Consider the following 17,786-nt stretch of genomic DNA (forward strand, 5'->3'; position numbering starts at 1 on the left):
TTTAGTCGGCCGCCTGGTCCGGCGCGGCGAAGGCCCAGTTGTCGGGATTGCGCTGCGAGTAGACCACCGGCTTCAACTCCCCCACCGACGGCCACCGGTCGACGTCGGACGTCATCCGTTGATAGACGGTGTAGTCGCTCACCGTCGGTCCGTCGATGACGCCGGTGATCGTCACGTACTGCTCACCTGCGGCGTCGGGCCGCGGACTGACACCGGTGATCAGCAACGTGCCGCTCAGCGAACCCGCGCCCGGCCGCCGGCGAAGCAGTCGTGGCGCCAGAAAACCTGCAATAAGCGCGATGAGCAACAGCACCGAGAGGATTTCCCACACAACGCCATGGTAGGTCCGCCGTTGGGTAAAACGCTTCGATCAGGCCGGACGGTATGCGGGGCGCCAGTGCACCTGCGTGATCCGCTCGGCGATCTCCGCACTGCTGCGCGTCGGGGCGACGCCTTCGGCCACGGCCTGCTCGGCGACGGCCTGCGCGATGCGCACCGCGACATCTGGGACGTCCGACCACGACGGCAGCAGCGGCTGGTCGGGGTCACCGAGGGCCGGTGACGCCTCACCGAGGGTGGCGGCCGCGACCCGCATCATTTCGTCGGTGACCCGGGTCGCCTGCGCCGCGGTGACGGCCAGCCCCATAGCCGGGAAGATGTAGACGTTGTTGCATTGTGCGACAACATATTCGACGCCGTCGCGGTGAATCGGCGCGAAGGGGGATCCGGTGGCGATCAACGCGCGCCCGTCGGTCCAGTGGTCCAACTCGGCGGGGTGAGCCTCCGCGCGGCTGGTCGGGTTGGAGAGCGGGAAGATGATCGGCCGCTCGGTCTTGCTGGCCATCTCACGGACGACCGCCTCAGTAAAAGCGCCTGTGGCCGTGGATAACCCGAGTAAAACTCCGACGTCGACGCGATGCACCACATCGGCGAGCTGTGCCGGCCCGGACAGTCCCCAGTCGGCCACCCGCGCGGCGGGCTGGGCGAAAGCGCGCTGAGCATCCGAGAGGTCGGTCCGGTCGTCGGTGAGCAGACCCACCACGTCGACCACCCAGATCCGTTCTCGGGCAGCCTCTTCGGACAGTCCTTCGCTGACCATCTCGCGGTGGACCATGGTCAGCACCCCGATGCCCGCTGACCCCGCGCCCAGCATCACGACCTGCTGCTCTGACAACGGCCGGCCAGCTACCTTCGCCGCGCCGTGCAGTGCTCCCACCGTGACGGCAGCCGTGCCCTGGATGTCGTCGTTGAAGGTCAACAACGTGTCGCGGTAGCGGGCAAGGATCGGCTGTGCGTGCGCGGTGGCGAAGTCCTCCCACTGGAGCAACACGTCGGGAAGTTGTCGGCGCACCGCTGTGACGAACCTGTCGATGAACGCGTAGTACTCGTCGTCGTCGATACGGCGGTGACGCCAGCCCAGGTACTGCGGATCTTGCAGGAGTTCGACGTTGTCGGTGCCGACATCCAGCACGATCGGAAGTGTTCGGGCCGGATCGATGCCGCTGATGAGGGTGTACAGCGAAAGCTTGCCGATCGGGATGCCCATCCCGCCGATGCCCTGGTCCCCCAGACCGAGGATGCGCTGGCCGTCGGTAACCACTATCACGTCGACCTCGCGGTGCCGCCGGTTCTGCAGTACCTCGTCCAATCGGTCGCGGTCGGGGTAGGACACGAACAATCCCCGCGGCCGGCGGTAGATCTCGCTGAACCGCTGGCAGGCCTCGCCGACGGTCGGCGTGTAAACGATGGGCAGCGACTCGGGGATGTGGTCGGCCAGCACGCGATAGAACAGCGTCTCGTTGCGGTCCTGCAGCCCCCGCAGGTAGATGTGCTTGTCCAGATCGTCGTGTCGGGTGGAGAACTCGTGCCAGCAATGCGCGACTTGCTCGTCCATCGTCTTGACCGCGGTCGGCAACAGGCCCAGCAGACCGTGCTTGCGGCGCTCCTCCTCGGTGAACGCCGTACCCTTGGTTGTCAACGCATCGAAAAGAGCTGCCTGCCCACGCTTTTCGTCCACCATCCCGGAGGTCCCCTCTCCACCGATCGGGCCGGCACCTGATGCGGCCTATAGGGAATCATCGCTGATCTCGCCTGCAACCGCGAGGTCCCGACACGCACCGGTGCGGGGTCGCTCAAACACCGTCGTCGACTGAGCTTTACTGATGTCATGAGCGACGACGACCTCGCGGTGGCACTGGATCTGGCCGACCAGGCCGACGCGGTCACGCTGGCCCGTTTCGGCGCAGTTGACCTGCGTGTCGACACCAAGCCGGACCTGACGCCGGTCAGCGACGCCGATCACGCGGTCGAAACCGGGCTGCGCGAAACCCTGGCCCGGCTCCGCCCCGACGACAGCGTCCTCGGCGAGGAGTTCGGCGGGTCGACCAGCGTGGCGGGGCGCCAGTGGGTCATCGACCCGATCGACGGCACCAAGAACTTCGTGCGCGGGGTCCCGGTGTGGGCCAGTCTGATCGCGCTGCTCGAAGACGGCGTACCCCGGGTCGGCGTGGTGAGCGCCCCGGCGCTGCAGCGGCGTTGGTGGGCGGCCACCGGCGCGGGCGCGTTCGTCGCCGTCGGGGGCGCCGCCCCGCGTCGGTTATCGGTGTCTTCTGTGGCGCAACTAGATTCGGCCAGCCTGTCGTTTTCGAGCCTGTCCGGCTGGACCCAACTCGGTCTGCGTGATCGATTTCTGGAGCTCACCGACGAGGTGTGGCGGGTGCGGGCGTTCGGCGATTTCCTGTCCTACTGCTTCGTCGCCGAAGGCGCGGTCGACATCGCCGCCGAACCAGAAGTGTCGCTCTGGGATCTGGCTCCGCTGGACGTCCTGGTTCGTGAGGCGGGCGGGACGTTCACCAGCCTGGACGGCACCGAGGGCCCGCACGGTGGCAATTCGGTGGCCACCAACGGTTTGCTGCATGAGCAGGTACTGCGAAAATTGTCCGCCGGCTAGTCCGATACGTGTGAACTGGGTAACAGGCACCTTCTATCTTACTCCGGAGTAAGATACAGTCATCGCACTGCCCCAACGACCGAGGCTGCATTCATGACAAACACTGTCACCCACACGAACGGCTCGCGTAACGGCTCGAAGTCGCGCGCAAAGCGCAGCGGCAACGAGTCCGCCATTGGCGAGCAAACCCACAAGCGCACTGGCATCGACGTGGCGATCGGCCTGCTCACGCCACTCGTCGGCCAGGAGTTCCTGGACAAATACGGCCTGCGCGACCCGCTGAACCGTGGGCTGCGCTACGGCACCAAGCAGGTCTTCTCCGCTGCCGGTGCAGCCAGCCGGCAGTTCAAGAAAGTCGAGAACCTGCGCGGCGGTCCGACCCGGCTGAAGACCAGCGGCAAGGACTACTACGACCTCACGCCGGACGACGACCAGAAGATGATCGTCGAGACGGTCGAGGAGTTCGCCGCGGAGATCTTGCGACCGGCGGCGCACGACGCCGACGCCGCCACCACCTATCCCCCGGACCTGGTCAAGCAGGCCACGGAATTGGGGATCACCGCGATCAACATTCCCGAGGACTTCGACGGCATCGCCGCCGAGCGCTCCAGCGTCACCAATGTGCTGGTGGCCGAGGCGCTGGGCTACGGCGACATGGGCCTGGCGCTGCCGATCCTGGCGCCGGCCGGCGTCGCCGCCGCACTGACCCACTGGGGCAGCGCGAGTCAGCAGGCGACCTACCTGAAGGAATTCGCCGGCGACAACGTTCCGCAGGCCTGCGTGGCCATCGCGGAACCGCAGCCGCTGTTCGACCCGACCGCGCTGAAGACCACCGCGGTCCGCACCCCGGGCGGCTACCGGCTCACCGGCGTCAAGTCCTTGGTTCCCGCGGCCGCCGACGCCGAATTGTTCGTCGTCGCAGCCCAACTCAACGGCAAGCCGGCGTTGTTCATCGTCGAATCCGGTAGCGATGGCCTGACGGTAAAGCCCGACCCGAGCATGGGTATCCGCGCGGCGGCACTCGGCCGCGTGGAACTCGACAATGTCGCGGTGCCGCTCAGCGCGCGCCTCGGCGACGAGGATGCCTCCGAAGCTGACCACGCCCAGAACTACTCCGAGGCGATCGCACTGTCGCGGTTGGGCTGGGCCGCTCTGGCGGTCGGCACGTCGCACGCCGTGCTCGACTACGTCGTCCCCTACGTCAAGGAACGCGAGGCGTTCGGCGAACCCATCGCCCATCGGCAGTCGGTCGCGTTCATGTGCGCCAACATCGCCATCGAACTCGACGGTCTGCGGCTGATCACCTGGCGTGGAGCGGCGCGGGCCGAGCAGGGTCTGTCGTTCGTTCGCGAGGCTGCGCTGGCCAAGAAGATCGGCACCGACAAAGGCATGCAGATCGGCTTGGACGGTGTGCAGTTGCTCGGTGGTCACGGCTTCACCAAGGAGCACCCGGTCGAGCGTTGGTACCGCGACCTTCGAGCCATCGGCGTCGCCGAGGGCGTCGTGGTCATCTAGCAGTCATCTGAGTCGGACCTACCCAAACGCAACGAAAGACCAATCATGGCAATCAATTTGGAACTGCCCGGCAAGATGCGCGCGGTGATCGAGAAGGCCCACCAGGGCGCTGCCGAGATGATGCGCCCCATCGCCCGCAAGTACGACCTCAAGGAACACGCCTACCCCGTCGAACTCGACACGCTGTCCGAGCTGTTCGCCGGCGTCTCCGAATCCAGCTCGCTGGATATGGCCGGCGCCAACGGTCTTCGCAGCAGCGAGAGCAACGGTGAGAACCGCAACGCCGCCAACATGGCAGCGGCATTGCAGGCCCTCGAGGCCAGTTGGGGCGACGCGGCCATGCTGCTGTCGATTCCCTTCCAGGGCCTCGGAAACGCAGCCGTGTCCGCGGTGGCCACCAACGAGCAGCTGGAGCGCCTGGGCCGGGTGTGGGCCGCAATGGCCATCACCGAGCCGGGATTCGGATCCGACTCGGCGGCGGTGTCCACCACCGCCAAACTGGACGGCGACGAGTACGTCATCAACGGCGAGAAGATCTACGTCACCGCCGGCTCTCGAGCCACCCACATCGTGGTGTGGGCGACGCTGGACAAGACTAAGGGTCGCTCGGCGATCAAATCGTTCATCGTGCCGCGTGAGCACCCCGGGGTGACCGTCGAGCGGTTGGAGAACAAGCTCGGCATCAAGGGCTCGGACACTGCGGCCATCCGGTTCGAGAACGCTCGCATTCCCAAAGAGAATTTGCTCGGCAACCCCGAAATCGAGCCGGGCAAAGGCTTTTCCGGCGTCATGGAGACCTTCGACAACACCCGGCCGGTGGTAGCCGCGATGGCCGTCGGGATCGCCCGCGCCACGCTGGAGGAGCTGCGCAAGATCCTGACCAACGCGGGTGTGGAGATCTCCTACGACAAGCCCGCACAGGTGCAGAGTGCCGCTGCGGCCGAGTTCATCCGGATGGAAGCCGAGTGGGAGTCCAGCTATCAGCTGACGCTGCGCGCCGCCTGGCAGGCCGACAACAACATCCCGAACTCTAAAGAGGCGTCGATGTCGAAGGCGAAGGCCGGCCGAGTGGGCAGCGACATCACCCTCAAGGCGGTCGAATTGGCTGGCACCATCGGCTATTCGGAAGACACCCTGTTGGAGAAGTGGGCGCGCGACTCGAAGATCATGGACATCTTCGAGGGCACCCAGCAGATCCAGCAGCTGGTGGTCGCCCGCCGCCTGCTCGGTCTGTCGTCCTCCGAGCTGAAGTAGTTCGCCGCCGCTCAGGCGGCAATCAGCTTGAGCGGCAGCCGTTCGTGGCGCCGAATGATGTTGTTGATCGCCCACGTTGGTGACGAGGTCAGCTCGATCCGGTCGACGCGCTCCGTCAACGCCCGCAGCATGGCCTCGGTCTCCAGCCGAGCCAGCCCCTGCCCCGCGCAGGCGTGCGCGCCGTGACCGAAGCCGAGCTGCCGGCCGGCGTCGCGACGGATGTCGAAGTCATCCGCGCGGTCCCATTCGCGTTCGTCGCGGTTCGCCGACGCGTAGAGCACCAGGACACGCGAGCCCGCCGGAATCGTCGCATCGCCGATTGGGGCTTCACGGGCGGCCTTTCGCCCGAACCCGCGCAACGGCGACTCGTATCGGATGACTTCGTTGACGGCGTTGGGGATCAGGTCCTGATCGGCTTTGAGGATCTCCCATTGCTCCGGAAACGTCGCGAACAGATGCAGCGCGCTGGAGATGGCACTGATCGTGGTGTCCAGGGACGGAGCGATGTAATCGACCATCAGCGGCGGGCATTCGCGGTGTCGCAGCTTTCCCTCGTCGGCCGCGATCAGCACATCGTGGCCCAGGCTGCCCTCGATCACGCTGCGCCGGCGCACCACGCGTCGGGCGAAACGCAGCATTTGCACACTCGACCTCGAGGCTTTGAGCCACTGGCCGTTGAGCGGACCGAGAACGTCGAATGTCGCTCCGGCCCAGGCCAATAGGTGGTCACGCTGGTCGCGCGGCCACCCGACCAGGTCGGGTACGACCGCCAGCGGCAACGCGGTTGCGAGATCGGCAACGCCGTCCACATCACCCTTGGTGATGGCGGCATCGACGACTTGGGCCGCCTGCTCGGACACGGTGGCACTGATGGCTCCCAGTGCGCGCGGCAGCATGCGGTGCGCGACCAGTTTGCGCCGCCGATTATGTTCTGCCCCATCGCTTCCCAACGTCGTGCCACGGGAGAGCCGATTGCTGATGGGGTTGAGCGCTACCCCGCCGTCGGAGACGAACGTTTTGTCGTCCCGCAGCACGGCCTTGCACTCGGCGAATCGGGGCAGTGCGTAGACCCGCTGCTTGGGCAGCCACACCATTGATCCGAGTTCGCGCAGCCGCGCGTAGTGCGGGTAGGGGTCGACAATGGCGTCGGACGCATAGATATCGGGCCTATAACGCGGAATTCCCTTGACTGGCCGGTACTTCGATGATCCTGGCATACGTGCGCTCATCTCTTCTCGGCGGTGCGGACCGACATTGGCTGACGTGGCAGTTCGTTGGCCGCGAGCCGCGGTATTGCGTCGCAGAGGGGCCGTAGACGGGCGCCGGCCTGCATGACGGTTCGATCGGGCCGGACGACGGCGGCCAGCGCTCGACCGCCGTGCAACCACTGCGCCAATTCGGTTCCCGGTTGCGCGGTGATGACTGTGGCGCCCCGCAGCTGCAGCTCCTGCCTCAGCGACGGCTCCAGCGGCTTGACGGTGACGAGTGCGAATCCATTACCCAGTCGGGCGTCCAGCCGTACCGCGTCGTCGATGACGGGATTTGGACACAAGGTGCCGGCCAACCCGTGTGGTCGCCACGATTTGACGATCAGCGCGGAGCGGCGCAACGGCGGTGTGCTGCTGTCGACCAGCCTGGTACGCAGGCCGGGAATCACGTGCAGCCGCGGCGCCAGCGATCGGCGGATCACGTTGCCGAGCCGGCCTCCGGCGGTCATCGCCCAGCCCATCCCCAGGGCCAGGCGAATCATCAAGCGCGCATGCGGTTTTCGCTCCGACTCGTAAGTGTCCAAGACACCGGCCGGAAGGACGTTGTTGATCACGGCGGCCAGTTTCCAGGCCAGGTTCATTGCGTCACGCATACCGCTCCCCATGCCCTGCCCGATGAACGGCGGGGTCAGGTGAACGGCGTCGCCAAGGATGAAGACGTTGCGGTCACGCCACCGGTCGGCCAGCTGAGCACGGAACGTGTACTCGGCGACGCGCACGACGTCGAGTCGCTCGTCGTCGACGCCGTCCACCCACGGCCCGATCAACCGCCGCAGCGCCGTCGGCGTCCGGTAGTCGTCGACGCTCTCTCCGGGCAGCAGTCGGAACTCCCACCGGTAGCGGGTCGGACCGATCCTCATATAGGTTGCGGCGCGCACGGGGTCGCAAACCTGGTGCACGCCGTCCCACTGGTCCAACTCGGCGTCGGTCACGACGTCGGCGACCAACCAGCGCTGCTCGAAACCGAGGTCGTCCATCTGGGCGCCGATCGAGGTACGGGTAATGCTGTTGGCGCCATCGCAACCCAGGACGTAGTCGGCTTCGACCTGATGCCGCGCCCCGGTCGAGCGGTCGGTGAATGTGACCCGGGCGCGGTTGTGGTCGAGCTGTCTGATGTCGGTGACGTCGACATCGCCGCGCAATTCGACTGCCGGGTAGTTCTTGAGATTCGCCCGCAGGAGGGCCTCCAGTTCCGGCTGGTCGAACATGTTCGCCTGGGGGTAGCCGTGGACACTGTCGTCGGCATCGCGCCGGAACTCGGCCAGCAGGCGGAAATCGTGGTCCAGCAGCCGCAGTCCCATCGCCGGCCGGGAGATCGCCGAGAATTCCGCACTGACACCGAGACGGGCGATGATGCGGTGGACTTCGTCGTCGAGGTGTACGGCTCGCGGCTGCGGATATGCACTCGCATAGCGGTCCAGCACCAGGCATCGAATCCCGTACTGGGCCAGCAGGGTCGCCGCAGTGATCCCGGTCGGACCAGCGCCGACGACAAGTACCGGCACGGACGCCTCAGCGATGACGGTCATGGGGTTCCGACGTTCCGATCAGGTGTACTTGACGGAGTTACGTTGTCCGCCAAGATCTATGGCGCCGTCGTCGGTCGCGACAGTGGCTTCGACGACATCGCCGTCATGCAGGTATTTCGGGTTTTTTGCCTGCCGACCGAAAAACGCCTTCCACTTCACCGCCGGCGGCAGCAGCGATCCGATGATCTCGATCGGTTTGGGCGGAGCGCTGAGCGCGGTGCCGACCGGGGTGCCGGTCAACACCAGGTCACCCGCGTCCAGGCGCTGGAATCGGGTCAGCGCCTGTAACGCTTCCACGGGCGGGTAGATCATGTCGCCGTCGACGATCATGTCCTGGCGCACTTCACCGTTGACCCGCAAGCGGAGTCGCAACTCACCGAACCTCTTGAGCTCGTCGGCGTCGAGCAGTACCAGCCTGGGACCGACGGGGGTGAAACTCGGATACGACTTCGACTCGTAGAACTGGGTTTTCGGCAGTTGGACGTCACGCGCAGAGACATCATTCGTCACCACCAGCCCGGCGATGTAGTCCGCGAGATTCGCATCGGTGACGACGGTGCCTACCGGCATGTCGCGGCCGATGACCAGGCCGATCTCGACCTCGTAATCGAGGAGGCGGACGTGGGCGGGCTTGACTATGTGGTCGAATGGGCCCGCGATCGAGCCTGAAGCCTTGCGGAAGAACGTCAGCGGGGTCGCCGTGGGATCCATTCCCGCGTCTTTGACGTGTGAGGCGAAGTTGGTCATCTGCGCGACCACCCGGCACGGTGCGGTGACCGGCGAGGCCAGCGTGAGGTTCTCCAGCGGCACGGTATCCGTTGCGGATGTGGCGGCGGCGTCGATGGCCGCACGGTCGGCGAGCAACTCCCGGGTGGTGGCGGCGTCGCCGGTGATCTTGTTCGCTCCGGATTCGGTGACCACCCACCAGGCGTCATCGGCACGCACGATCGAGATTGTCATGAGCTGGCTACTTTCATCATGCCGACGAGTCGGCGGAGATCGAATTCGTTGTGTTCGCGGAGGCCGCCGATCATCGAACGCGCCTCGTGGGGCAGGGATTTGGGATTGATGCCGAGGAAGTCTTTGGTCGCCGGCGGTCCCCACTGCGACAGCCCGGACGAGGTGAACGGCGCCCAGCCAGGTTCCAGTGTGGAGTCGAACATGTCGCCGTCGGTGAAGTGCTCCACCATGAGCCCGTCGGGGTCACGCCAATAGTCGAAGATCTGGCTGCCCTGGATGTGTCGGCCGACACCCCACGACCGTTGATAGCCATGGTCTTTGAGGTGCTCACCACCGGCGGCCAAGGTGTCGAGGTCGCAGACCTGATAAGCCGAATGAACGTAACGGTTGGTCGGTCCCAACGCTATGGCCAGGGTGTGATGGTCGGCCGGTATCGGGCCGTGGTCGCAGCGGATGAAACTCATCGTCGGCCCGCGCTCGCGCTGACCGGGGAAGTACAGGAAGTCGCTGACGATCATGCCGAAGTGATCGAGATACCAGTCCAGCACCTGAAGATATTTCGCAGTTTGCAGGACGACATGCCCGAGCCTCTGCACCCGCGCGGGCTCTCTGGCCGGGCGTTGGGCGGTGTTCGCGCGGCGCACGTCGTTGCCGAAGTTGAAGGTGTGCGGCGACTGATGCGGAAGGGCCGCGTGCTCGTTCGTCCGGGTGACGACACGCACGGGCAGACCACTCGGGTCAGTGAGGTCGATCGCCAGGCCGCCGATCGTTTCAGGCAGGGCTCGGGTGCGGACGCCGGTGGCATCGGCCAGGCGTTGCAGGTCGGCTTCGTCAGCGGCCTGCAGCGCCAACCCGAGGAACCGCGAGGACGGTCCACGTCTGATCAGCACGCAGGGGGCACCGGCGTCGGTACCGCGCAGGTGGAGCTCGTCGTCAGTGCGCAACACCGTCGAGAATCCGAAGACGTGGGCGAACTTTTCGGCGCGCACCAGATCTGGCTTGCAGAATTCCAGCCAGGCCAGAGCGCGCACCTTGATCACCGGGTTTCGTGACCGGCCCAGGTGTTCTCCACTTCGGCGGCCCTGGTCGCTGTGCAGGTCTTTATGAGCGCTGATTGTGCTGCTCACTCGAACTCCTTGATTGACTGACGAAATCGTCACATGCGACGGTACACTCAGTCAAGGCAATCTGACGAAATCCTCAGAAGTGATCAAGTCGGCTACGATTGCCACGCGGAGAGGAGATCGAGGTGGCAGCAGAACCAGCCGATCAGCCGGTGGCCCTACCGAATCGTCTGGAGCGACGCAAGCAACGAACCCGCGCCGCACTGATCCAGGCCGCGCAAGTCTTCATCGGCGCGGGCAAGCTGAACACGCCCATCTTGGAGATCACCCAGGCAGCCGACGTCGGAATGGGTTCGTTCTACAACTACTTCGACAGCAAGGAAGAACTCTTCGCCGCCGCCATCAACGATGCCCTCGATGCGCACGGCGCCCTGCTCGACATGGTCACCGAATCGCTCGAGGATCCCGCGGAGACCTTCGCGTGCAGCTTTCGGCTCACCGGCCGGCTTTTTCGGCAGCGCCCCCAGGAAAGCCGGGTGCTGCTTGCCAACGGCGTGTTGCTGACGTCGACCGATCGGGGTCTTGCCCCGAGGGCGCTGCGCGATATCGTTGCGGCCATTCGCGCCAACCGATTTCGCATCGACGATCCCACGCTGGCGCTGGCCCTCGCCGGGGGCGCACTGATGGGGTTGGGTCAGTTGCTGGCCGCCGAGCCCGATCGTGACGACGCTCTGGCGGCGGATCGCGTCGCCGAAGACATGCTGCGCATGTTCGGCATGGATGCCGACGAGGCCCGAGACATCTGCCAGCGGCCGCTCCCCGACCTCGATCAGCATCAGGGTTGAGTTCACAGCGGCGACTGGCGGCAGCATCGTCCGCAACCGGTTGTCCTACAACCAAATCCGAGGAGTCCGCGATGCTGCGCATCGACACTCATCACCACGTGATCCCGCCGGATTATCGAAAAGCGTTGCAGCGGGCCGGCCTTCTCGAAGCAGGCGGACGCGCATTACCGGGCTGGGCGCCGGAGACGTCGCTGCAGGCAATGGCCGACCTCGGCGTCGGTACCGCCATCCTGTCGGTGTCCACCCCGGGCACGGCATTTCTGCCCAGCCCCGCCGATGCCGCCGCGCTGGCACGTGACCTCAACGACTACACCGCCGCGGTGGTCGAAGCACAGCCTGACCGGTTCGGTTTTCTCGCCACCGTGCCGCTCCCCCACGTCGACAAATCCATCGCCGAGATCACGCGCTCATTGGATGAACTCCACGCCGACGGCATCGTGATGCTGGCGAACAACTCCGGAACCTATCTTGGCGAAGATGGCCAGGATCCCGTGTTCGCCGCACTCAACGATCGGTCCGCGACGGTGTTCATCCACCCGGCAGAACTGCCCGGGCCGGCGGCTCCAGGGGTCCCGCCTTTCGCGGCCGACTTCTTACTCGACACCACCCGTGCCGCGTATTTGTTGGTACGCAACGGGATTGCAGCCCGGCACCCCAATATCCGGTTCATCCTGAGTCACGCCGGCGGATTCGTGCCATATGCGAGCCACCGGATGGCCGTCGCAATCACCGCCGACACGGGCCGCAGCCCGGCCGACGTCCTCGACGACTTCGCCGGCTTCTACTTCGATACCGCGCTGTCCTCCAGCGCAGCCGCACTGCCGACGTTGCTGGCGTTCGCCAAGCCGGGTCACATCACCTTCGGCTCCGACTGGCCGTACGCCCCGGCCGTTGCCGGAAAGCTGTTCGCGGCCGGCCTGGAGACTTACCCGGGCATTGACGCCGCGACTCGCGCGGCGATCGAACGTGACAACGCGCTGGCCCTGTTCCCCCGGCTGGGCGCAGCGCCGCAACCGATCCCGCAGTCACCGGCGCAACGTGTCCGCCACACCGTGAGCCGATCGGTCTTGCGTGGTATCAGCCGGATGACGAGCACGACGTAAGCATCCGCTCGCTCGAGTCCGGCAGCTTGCTTCGGACGTCGTCGAGTGTGAACATCCGCACGGGGGCTAACGTCAAGCGCTAGCAACGTTCAACGGAGGTGGCATGCGCGCAGCACAATTGACTCGGCTCGACGGCCCGGAGGCAGTCGAAATCGGCGAGATCGACGAGCCGACAGGTGACGGTGTGGTCGTCGAGGTCCACGCGGCCGGAGCGGCTTTCCCCGACGCACTGCTGACGCGCGGCCTCTACCAGTACCGCCCCGATCCGCCATTCGTGCTGGGCGCCGAGATCGCCGGAGTGGTTCGTTCGGCCCCGCCTGACGCACACGTCAAGGCCGGTGACCGGGTGGTCGGCCTGACCATGTTGACCGGAGGCATGGCCGAAGTCGCCGTGCTGCAACCCGACCGGGTGTTCTCGCTGCCGGACAACGTCAGCTTCGCCGCGGGCGCCGGCCTGCTGTTCAACGACCTGACCGTGTACTTCGCGCTGACGGTCCGCGGGCGGTTGCACGAAGGCGAGACGGTGTTGGTGCACGGCGCCGCCGGCGGCATCGGCACCTCGGCCCTGCGACTCGCGCCCGTACTCGGCGCTTCGCGCGTCATCGCGGTGGTCAGCACCGAGGACAAGGCCGACATCGCGCGGGCGGCGGGGGCGACCGACGTCGTGCTGGCCGACGGTTTCAAGGACAAGGTCAAGGAACTGACCGGGGGCCGCGGTGTCGACATCGTGGTCGACCCGGTCGGTGGCGACCGGTTCACCGACTCACTGCGCTCGCTTGCTCCGGCCGGCCGGCTGCTGGTGATCGGTTTCACCGGCGGCGAGATCCCGACGGTCAAGGTAAATCGGTTGCTGCTGAACAACATCGACGTGGTCGGTGTCGGCTGGGGCGCCTGGGCGGGCACTCATCCAGGTGCACTGGCCGAGCAGTGGGCCGATCTGGAGAAGCTGCTGGCGTCGGGCAAGCTGCCACCGCCCGAGCCGGTCGTCTACCCGTTGGACGAGGCCGGCGCGGCGATCGCCTCGCTGGAAAACCGCACCGCCAAGGGCAAAGTCGTCGTCCAGATTCGCGACTGACGGGATCCTCGGCCGCGAGACAGAAGACGTGGTCGTCAACCGCGAACTTTCACAGCCCTGGCTTCTTACTCGCGCGCGCTGGCCAGATCGGAGAGGTGCTTGAGCGAGTTCTCCAAATGTGAGGGCGCGAACGGCGGAAATCCAATGTGCTCACGGGTTTCGGGCGGCACCCCGGACCAGTCATAGGTGAGGGTCACGTGGGTTTCGGACGGCCCGGCGTCGCTGATGTCGTAACGCCAGATCCAGCCGCCGAATGACAGGTTCCCGTCCCCCTCGGGGTCTTGACCGGGCTGCCAGGCGATGGCGTTCGGGCGGTCGAACACGACGACCTGGTTGGCCATCTCGTAGTTCTTGTCGGGGTGGTTGTCGTGATACATCGCAATCCGGAAAACCTGGCCGTTGCGGGTCAGCGTTGCGCCATCGAGGGACTCCCGGACCCAACCGGTCCCGTCGATGGCTTCGTGGGTGGTCGGGTCGGCCAGTATGCCGAACACCGCCTCTGCTGAGGCCGGGATCGTGATCGTGGCGAGGGTGGTGTCGTTGGTCATACCGGTGCAGACTGCGCGGAGGCCGGAAATTCATCTCGGGATCGCTTGTGCGTGAGATTAAGAAAAAGTAATGTCACTTTCAGTTTTAGTCGTTCCCAACGCCGCCGCGACCCCGGAGCCACCATGGAATCGTTCATCCACCTGCGCAAAGGCAAGACACCGCGGCGCTTACACGCCGACCTCGACGGGCTGAAAGACGACGAGCTGGGCCGCGGGGGCTTCACCGGACGCACGGCGAACCTCTACCGCCGCCACGACCCCACCGCCTACCGGACCGACGGCCCGCTGCGCCCCGTCGACGTGCTGTCCAGCGAGCTGAAACCCAGCGACGCCACTGATGCCGACGGTGGTCCGCTGCTCATGTTCACCAACCCCGACTGCCGCATCTCGCTGTCCCGCCGCGCGCAGCCGATGCCGTACTTCGCCCGGCACATCGACGGTGATCTGCTTTTGTTCGTGCACCAGGGAGCCGGTCTACTGGAGACCGAGTTCGGACCGCTGCGCTATCGGGCGGGCGACTGGGTGTACCTGCCCAAGGCATGCACCTGGCGTCAGGTGCCGGACCCCTCGTCGGACGAGGCGACGACCTTGCTGATGATCGAGTCCACCGACGAGTTCCGGGTTCCGTCACCGGGTCCGCTCGGCCGACACTTTCCGTTCGACCCCTCGCAAGCCGTCATCCCCGAGCCGGCGCCGATCGACGACGACGGCCGCGACGAGTACCACGTTCGGCTGATTCACGAGGGCGGCCCCACAACGCAGATCTACCAACACAATCCGCTCGACGTCGAAGGCTGGCGCGGCGACAACTTCGCGTTCACCTTCAACATTGCCGACTACAACGTGGTGACCTCCGACAGCGTCCACCTTCCCCCGACCGTGCACTTGTTCATGCAATCCACCGGCGTCTGCGTGATGAACTTTCTACCCAAGCCCGCCGAAGGCGTTGCGGGTACCGAGCGCACCCCGTGGTACCACCGCAACGTCGACTACGACGAAATCGCGTTCTTCCACGGGGGTTCGCTCTATGGCATTTCGATGCCACCCGGCCTGATTTCCCATGCGCCCCAAGGTGTTCACCACGGCGCTCCGGAGAAAGCGCGCGAACGAGCCCGCCGCAAATTCGACGAGCACTCGCGGGTCGACTGGCAGGTCATCGCCGTCGACACCCGTCGTCGGCTCACCCCGTCAGCCGAAGTGCTGGCCAACGATCTGGGACAGCACTGATGACAAACACCAACGACGACCATCGAATTGACGAGGAGGAGCGGCGATGACGACCAGCGCGCCGGTGAAACACGACTACGAACGGATTCCCTATCTGGTTGCCTTCCAGAACAATTCCGGGGTCCGCGACGTCTACGGCGGCTTGGCCGAAATCGTGGTGCTCGAGAGCTATCTCCTCAAGCCGAAAGACAGGCCGTCGGACACCGTGCTGATGTTCATGCATCCGATCGGCGGCGGAGCGTATCTGCCGATGATCAACGCCCTGGCCCGGGCGGGTAATCACGTCATCTACTGCAACAGCCGATTCCGCGGCACCGACTCGGCGCTGCTGATGGAGAAGGTGATCGAAGACCTCGGTGCCGCCATCAAGGACGCCAAAGACCGACTCGGCTACCGCAAGGTCGTGCTCGCCGGCTGGAGCGGCGGCGGTTCGCTGTCTGTCTTCTACCAGCAGCAGGCCCAGCACGCGACCATCACCTCGAGCCCGTCGGGTGACGGGCCCGACCTCACCCAACTCGACCTGCCGGCCGCCGACGGAATCATGTTGCTGGCCGCGCACATCAGCCGGCACGGCACGCTGACCGAATGGCTGGACGGCTCGATTCTCGACGAATCCGATCCGACCAAGCGGGACCCGGAGCTGGACCTTTACAACCCGGACAACCCGAACCAGCCGCCGTACAGCGAGGAGTTCCTGGCCCGCTACCGACAGGCGCAGATCGACCGTAACCGCCGAATCACCGCCTGGGTCAAGGACAAACTGGCCGAGCTCAAAGCCGCCGGACGCCCAGATGACGAGTTCGGTTTCATCGTGCACGGCACCATGGCCGACCCGCGCTGGCTCGACCCGGCGGTCGATCCCAACGAACGGGCACCGGGAACCTGCTATTTGGGCGATCCTCAAGTGGTGAACATGGGACCGGTCGGTTTGGCGCGGTTTTCGACGCTGCGCAGTTGGTTGTCGCAGTGGAGCTACGACGACGCACACGGGGACGGGATTGCCTGCGGTCGCGACATCGCGGTGCCGGCATTGGTGATCGGCAACCTCGCCGACGACGCGTGCACGCCAGAGCACACCCGCCGCCTGTTCGAGGCCATCGGCCATCCGGACAAGGAGATGCACGAAATCCACGGCGCCACGCACTACTACGCCGGCCCGGACCAGCGCGACAAGTTACGCGAGGCCGTCGAAGTGGTCACCGATTGGCTTGAGCGCCATGACTTCACGGGGGTGCAGTGACCGGACCACCCGGCGCGCTGGACGGCATCCGCGTGCTGGAACTGGGCACCCTGATCGCCGGGCCGTTCGCCGGACGGCTGCTCGGCGACATGGGCGCCGACGTCATCAAGGTCGAGCCGCCGGGCTCACCGGACCCACTGCGCACGTGGGGCCAGGCCGAAGTCGACGGACATCATGTGTTCTGGACCGTGCACGCCCGCAACAAGCGAGCCGTCACGCTGGATCTGCGCAAACCCCGCGGTCGGGAGCTGTTTCTCGATCTCGTCGAGAAGTCCGACATCGTCGTGGAGAACTTCCGCCCCGGCACCCTGGAAAAGTGGAATCTGGGATACGACGTCCTCAGCGAACGTAATTCGGGCATCATCCTGGTGCGGGTGTCGGGTTACGGACAGACCGGGCCCGACGCGCACAAGGCCGGTTATGCCTCGGTCGCCGAGGCCTCCAGCGGTCTGCGTTACCTGAACGGATTCCCCGGCGGTCCGCCACCGCGGCTGGCCCTGTCCCTGGGCGACAGTCTGGCCGGGATGTTCGGCGCTCAGGGCGCGTTGGCCGCGCTGTACCGGCGCAGCGTCACCGGACATGGCCAGGTCGTGGACGTCGCGCTCACCGAATCATGCTTGGCAGTACAGGAATCGACGATTCCCGACTACGACGTCGGCGGTGTGGTGCGCGGCCCGTCCGGTACCCGCCTCGAGGGCATCGCGCCGTCCAACATCTACCAGAGCGCGGACGGCTCGTGGGTGGTGATCGCGGCCAACCAGGACACCGTGTTCGCCCGGTTGTGCACCGCGATGGGGCGCGCTGAATTGGCCACCGACGAGCGATTCGCCAATCATGTTGCCCGCGGCCGTAATCAGGACGAGCTCGACCAGATAATCGGCTCCTGGGCTGCCGCGCGCCAACCCGGTGACATCATCGAGACGCTCAGCGCCGCGGGCGTAATCTCGGGCCCGATCAACACCGTTGCCGACGTGGTCAACGACCCGCAACTGCGGGCTCGCGGCATGCTGGTCGAGCATCACGACGAGCGGCTCGGCCGGCCGGTGCTGGGGCCGGGCATTGCACCGGTGCTGTCGGAATCGCCAGGCAGCGTACGCAACGCCGGCTCGGCGCGGCCGGGCCAGCACAACGACGACGTCTACCGGGAGCTGCTCGGCAGGAGCGCCGACGAGATCGAGGAACTGCGCGCCGAGGGGGTCGTGTGACGC

At 65.9% G+C, this 17,786-nt stretch carries 16 protein-coding genes; 9 read left to right on the forward strand and 7 right to left on the reverse strand.

From position 1 onward, the window contains the following. Position 1 precedes the first annotated feature (1 nt). Together CYU59_RS16215 and CYU59_RS16220 are read right to left on the reverse strand one after the other, a co-directional pair. On the reverse strand, positions 2-331 hold the full coding sequence (locus tag CYU59_RS16215; RefSeq protein ID WP_292991448.1) for a hypothetical protein: 330 nt from the start codon (positions 329-331) through the stop codon (positions 2-4). A gap of 39 nt (positions 332-370) precedes the next feature. Further along, complete coding sequence (locus tag CYU59_RS16220; RefSeq protein ID WP_292991451.1) at positions 371-2,020, reverse strand: NAD-dependent malic enzyme; 1,650 nt, start codon at positions 2,018-2,020, stop codon at positions 371-373. 147 nt (positions 2,021-2,167) lie between these two features. Here CYU59_RS16220 and hisN point away from each other — a divergent pair, with 147 nt between their 5' ends. From hisN to CYU59_RS16235, 3 genes are all read left to right on the forward strand, one after another. Then, the gene (hisN, locus tag CYU59_RS16225; RefSeq protein WP_292991453.1) at positions 2,168-2,950 is read left to right on the forward strand and encodes a histidinol-phosphatase; all 783 of its coding nucleotides are present in this window, start codon (positions 2,168-2,170) and stop codon (positions 2,948-2,950) included. Positions 2,951-3,043: 93 nt separating this feature from the next. Continuing rightward, positions 3,044-4,465 carry an acyl-CoA dehydrogenase family protein gene (locus tag CYU59_RS16230; protein WP_292991456.1) on the forward strand — a complete coding sequence of 474 codons (1,422 nt, stop codon included), beginning with the start codon at positions 3,044-3,046 and terminating at the stop codon, positions 4,463-4,465. Between the two features lie 45 nt (positions 4,466-4,510). Beyond that, positions 4,511-5,719 (forward strand): acyl-CoA dehydrogenase family protein, encoded by a 1,209-nt coding sequence (locus CYU59_RS16235; protein WP_292991459.1) that lies wholly within the window; start codon positions 4,511-4,513, stop codon positions 5,717-5,719. Positions 5,720-5,730: 11 nt separating this feature from the next. On the opposite strand, the gene CYU59_RS16240 is transcribed toward CYU59_RS16235, so the two are convergent. From CYU59_RS16240 to CYU59_RS16255, 4 genes are read right to left on the reverse strand one after another with little or no spacing between them, the layout of a single operon-like run. Beyond that, positions 5,731-6,936 carry a cytochrome P450 gene (locus CYU59_RS16240; protein WP_292991468.1) on the reverse strand — a complete coding sequence of 402 codons (1,206 nt, stop codon included), beginning with the start codon at positions 6,934-6,936 and terminating at the stop codon, positions 5,731-5,733. Between the two features lie 8 nt (positions 6,937-6,944). After that, on the reverse strand, positions 6,945-8,516 hold the full coding sequence (locus tag CYU59_RS16245) for a bifunctional 3-(3-hydroxy-phenyl)propionate/3-hydroxycinnamic acid hydroxylase (RefSeq protein WP_292991470.1): 1,572 nt from the start codon (positions 8,514-8,516) through the stop codon (positions 6,945-6,947). 18 nt (positions 8,517-8,534) lie between these two features. After that, positions 8,535-9,476, reverse strand: a complete 942-nt coding sequence (locus CYU59_RS16250) for a fumarylacetoacetate hydrolase family protein (protein ID WP_292991473.1) — start codon at positions 9,474-9,476, stop codon at positions 8,535-8,537. Next, the gene (locus CYU59_RS16255; protein ID WP_292991476.1) at positions 9,473-10,603 is read right to left on the reverse strand and encodes a VOC family protein; all 1,131 of its coding nucleotides are present in this window, start codon (positions 10,601-10,603) and stop codon (positions 9,473-9,475) included. The genes CYU59_RS16250 and CYU59_RS16255 overlap by 4 nt, the downstream gene beginning before the upstream one ends. A 122-nt stretch (positions 10,604-10,725) precedes the next feature. Here CYU59_RS16255 and CYU59_RS16260 point away from each other — a divergent pair, with 122 nt between their 5' ends. The 3 genes from CYU59_RS16260 to CYU59_RS16270 all read left to right on the forward strand — a co-directional run bounded on the left by CYU59_RS16260 (position 10,726) and on the right by CYU59_RS16270 (position 13,563). After that, on the forward strand, positions 10,726-11,385 hold the full coding sequence (locus CYU59_RS16260; protein WP_292991479.1) for a TetR/AcrR family transcriptional regulator: 660 nt from the start codon (positions 10,726-10,728) through the stop codon (positions 11,383-11,385). A gap of 71 nt (positions 11,386-11,456) precedes the next feature. Then, on the forward strand, positions 11,457-12,488 hold the full coding sequence (locus CYU59_RS16265) for an amidohydrolase family protein (protein ID WP_292991481.1): 1,032 nt from the start codon (positions 11,457-11,459) through the stop codon (positions 12,486-12,488). Between the two features lie 103 nt (positions 12,489-12,591). After that, positions 12,592-13,563 (forward strand): NADPH:quinone oxidoreductase family protein, encoded by a 972-nt coding sequence (locus CYU59_RS16270; RefSeq protein WP_292991484.1) that lies wholly within the window; start codon positions 12,592-12,594, stop codon positions 13,561-13,563. A gap of 65 nt (positions 13,564-13,628) precedes the next feature. Here CYU59_RS16270 and CYU59_RS16275 read toward each other — a convergent pair whose 3' ends face one another. Further along, positions 13,629-14,111 carry a polyketide cyclase gene (locus CYU59_RS16275; protein WP_292991487.1) on the reverse strand — a complete coding sequence of 161 codons (483 nt, stop codon included), beginning with the start codon at positions 14,109-14,111 and terminating at the stop codon, positions 13,629-13,631. 123 nt (positions 14,112-14,234) lie between these two features. On the opposite strand from CYU59_RS16275, the gene CYU59_RS16280 reads away from it, so the two are divergent. The 3 genes from CYU59_RS16280 to CYU59_RS16290 are packed head-to-tail and all read left to right on the forward strand — an operon-like array spanning position 14,235 to position 17,783. Further along, positions 14,235-15,338, forward strand: coding sequence for a homogentisate 1,2-dioxygenase (locus tag CYU59_RS16280; protein ID WP_292991489.1), 1,104 nt, complete (start codon positions 14,235-14,237; stop codon positions 15,336-15,338). Positions 15,339-15,384: 46 nt separating this feature from the next. Next, the gene (locus CYU59_RS16285; RefSeq protein ID WP_292991492.1) at positions 15,385-16,578 is read left to right on the forward strand and encodes an alpha/beta hydrolase; all 1,194 of its coding nucleotides are present in this window, start codon (positions 15,385-15,387) and stop codon (positions 16,576-16,578) included. Beyond that, on the forward strand, positions 16,575-17,783 hold the full coding sequence (locus CYU59_RS16290) for a CoA transferase (RefSeq protein WP_292991495.1): 1,209 nt from the start codon (positions 16,575-16,577) through the stop codon (positions 17,781-17,783). The genes CYU59_RS16285 and CYU59_RS16290 overlap by 4 nt, the downstream gene beginning before the upstream one ends. Positions 17,784-17,786 lie beyond the last annotated feature (3 nt).

It is taken from the genome of Mycobacterium sp., assembly GCF_002863225.1.
Classification (GTDB): domain Bacteria; phylum Actinomycetota; class Actinomycetes; order Mycobacteriales; family Mycobacteriaceae; genus Mycobacterium.

Bases quoted from the DNA above. Each gene is read 5' to 3' on its own strand.
- CYU59_RS16240 (WP_292991468.1), bottom strand. From the start codon at position 6,936: ATGCCAGGATCATCGAAGTACCGGCCAGTCAAGGGAATTCCGCGTTAT.
- CYU59_RS16275 (WP_292991487.1), bottom strand. From the start codon at position 14,111: ATGACCAACGACACCACCCTCGCCACGATCACGATCCCGGCCTCAGCA.
- CYU59_RS16285 (WP_292991492.1), top strand. From the start codon at position 15,385: ATGACGACCAGCGCGCCGGTGAAACACGACTACGAACGGATTCCCTAT.
- CYU59_RS16245 (WP_292991470.1), bottom strand. From the start codon at position 8,516: ATGACCGTCATCGCTGAGGCGTCCGTGCCGGTACTTGTCGTCGGCGCT.
- CYU59_RS16280 (WP_292991489.1), top strand. From the start codon at position 14,235: ATGGAATCGTTCATCCACCTGCGCAAAGGCAAGACACCGCGGCGCTTA.
- CYU59_RS16235 (WP_292991459.1), top strand. From the start codon at position 4,511: ATGGCAATCAATTTGGAACTGCCCGGCAAGATGCGCGCGGTGATCGAG.
- CYU59_RS16270 (WP_292991484.1), top strand. From the start codon at position 12,592: ATGCGCGCAGCACAATTGACTCGGCTCGACGGCCCGGAGGCAGTCGAA.
- CYU59_RS16230 (WP_292991456.1), top strand. From the start codon at position 3,044: ATGACAAACACTGTCACCCACACGAACGGCTCGCGTAACGGCTCGAAG.
- CYU59_RS16265 (WP_292991481.1), top strand. From the start codon at position 11,457: ATGCTGCGCATCGACACTCATCACCACGTGATCCCGCCGGATTATCGA.
- CYU59_RS16220 (WP_292991451.1), bottom strand. From the start codon at position 2,020: ATGGTGGACGAAAAGCGTGGGCAGGCAGCTCTTTTCGATGCGTTGACA.
- CYU59_RS16250 (WP_292991473.1), bottom strand. From the start codon at position 9,476: ATGACAATCTCGATCGTGCGTGCCGATGACGCCTGGTGGGTGGTCACC.
- hisN (WP_292991453.1), top strand. From the start codon at position 2,168: ATGAGCGACGACGACCTCGCGGTGGCACTGGATCTGGCCGACCAGGCC.